This is a genomic window from uncultured Acetatifactor sp. (assembly GCF_948601915.1).
Taxonomy (GTDB): domain Bacteria; phylum Bacillota; class Clostridia; order Lachnospirales; family Lachnospiraceae; genus Acetatifactor.
Window position 1 is genome coordinate 36,442 of sequence record NZ_CAPDXS010000031.1, and the last position, 2,092, is coordinate 38,533.

General features: G+C 60.9%; 2 protein-coding genes and 1 pseudogene (2 of these 3 running past the window's edge). All 3 read right to left on the reverse strand.

The window, feature by feature from the left end:
* Nucleotides 1–218: the 5' portion of an ATP-binding cassette domain-containing protein gene (locus Q2B33_RS07420; protein ID WP_300913934.1), read on the reverse strand. It extends 1,024 nt beyond the left edge of the window; only the first 218 of its 1,242 coding nucleotides appear in the window; the start codon lies at nt 216–218; its stop codon lies off the left edge, out of view.
* Between the two features lie 163 nt (nt 219–381).
* Nucleotides 382–1,359, reverse strand: coding sequence for an ABC transporter substrate-binding protein (locus Q2B33_RS07425; protein WP_300565173.1), 978 nt, complete (start codon nt 1,357–1,359; stop codon nt 382–384).
* Between the two features lie 72 nt (nt 1,360–1,431).
* Nucleotides 1,432–2,092 (reverse strand): annotated as a pseudogene (locus Q2B33_RS07430) (asparaginase) (it continues 353 nt past the right edge of the window).

Below are 2,092 nucleotides of genomic sequence, written 5' to 3' on the forward strand. Positions count from 1 at the left end.
CCCCACCAGATAAGCAGCACCACCACAAAGGAAGCCACTGGCACGGCCTTCGCCAGGGCCATCAGGGGAGAAAGGAATTCTTCTATCAGGGAAAAGCGCCTGCTGCCGGAGGCCAGGAGCAGCGCCGCTGCCATGCCGGCAAAAAATCCCATGGCAATCCGCAGGAGGCTCCTGCCCACAGCCGTATAAAAGCTTCCCCCGCCAAACAGGGCCAGCATCCGCCAGGCTGTCTGTGCCGGTGTGGCCAGCAGAATCGGATTGTCCGCCGCCAGGGCGAGGATGTGCCATATCGTCAGCCACGCCGCGATGATGATGCATTTCCTCAGTTTCCCGATGACAGGCCTCTCAACAGCCGAATCCTTTTTGATGCCAGTTTCTTTCTTAATAATAGAAATCCTCCTCCGGCAGCGCCCCTCCGATCAGCCCCGCATCGAACCCGGCCAGCGCCTCCAGGTAGGCGGACAGGGCAGCCTTCATCTCCTCTCCGGTGACGCAGACCAGATTGCACCGGGGAATGGCCTCTGCGGCGATTGCCTCCTTTGCCACGATGCCCGCCCGGACGGCCATCGCCGCCCCCTTCTCCGGGTCGCCGTTGACTGCGTCCACGCTGCTCCCATGCTCCTCCAGGAAATCTTCGACTACATCCTCATGTTCCTCCAGGAATTCCCTGCGCACCACGGTGACCCCCGTCACCATGCCGCCTCCTTCCCCTCCCTGCAGCTGCTCCCACTGGGCATTCATGTCCATGGCGATCCGCAGATCCCCGTTCTGCATGAGGGCAGCGGTGGCAAAGGGCTGGGGGAGCAGCCCTACCCTGGAGGGATCCTCCGCCAGAAGCGCTGCCACCTCCGCGGGCTCCGATCTGTACTCCAGGACATAGTCCCCCTCCCCCAGGCCGCTCCTGTCAAGGACATAGCGCAGGGAGGCCTCCGGGGTGGCCCCTTTTCCCGTGAGGCAGATCGTCCTGCCCTTTAAATCCGCCGGGCCCGCCACCGCCTCATCCCCCGTGACCAGGTACAGGACGCCCAGGGTATTGATATCGACCACGCAGACGCCGCCCTCTGTCTTGTGATAGAGCACCGCCGCCACATTGGCCGGAATCAGGGCCATGTCCAGCTCCCCCTTGGCCATCAGGGGCAGCAGCTCGTCCGCGCCTACAGCCATCCGGAACTCATAGGGATGCTTCGTCTCCCCTTTTTCCGCCCTGTCCATCAAATCAAGGATGCCCAGGGAGGTAGGCCCTTTCAGGGATCCGATCCGGACGCTCTCCGGCCCTGCCTCCCTTCCGCAGCCGCTCAAAGGCAGCACAGAGAGCAGCATTATGGCAATCAGGGCATATAGAGGAAGACCTCTCCTCATTGCATGTTTTTTTGTATATTTACGCTTGCATTTACGCATATTTTGTCGTCTCTCCCCCTGTCGGCCTTCCCGCTACAGCTCCTTCAGCAAAATGTCATGGTTGATCGTCTCATAGAACAGCCTGCGGAACCGCTCCGGCTCCTTTGTCTGCCCCAGCGCCCACATGACCTTGGTCACCGTGGCCTCCAGGGTCATGTCATAGGTCTCCATCAGATGGAACTCCTCCTTGATGGCCTTCCCCACCTGATACACCTCCATGTCGCTGCCCTCGTGGGTCACCTGGGTGGCCATCATCACCAGCTTCCCCGCATCTATCCACCGCCTGATCTCCGGGTAGAAGGGCATCCGCCCGTACTCCGGCAGGCCGCCCACCCCAAAGGCCTCTATGATTACGCAGTCATAGTACGGAAAGAGGCGGTTCAGCACCATCCCGTCCATGCCCGGCATCAGCTTCAGCAGCAGAATCCCCTCGTTCAGCTCATGATAGAATGTCACGGAGCCGGACAGTCTGTCCTTGTCCTCGATGTAGAACACCACCCTGCCGTCCCGTATCATAGCTATGCTGGGATAGTTGATGCTGGAGAAGGCATTGTAGCTCTTGGAGCGCTCCTTCTTGGCCCGGGTCCCGGCTATCACATTGCCGCCGAAGACGATGTTCACGCCGTGGGCCCTGTCCTCGGAGGCGAAGCGCAGGCTGTCCAGCAGATTGGTCCTGGCATCCGTTATGGGCAGG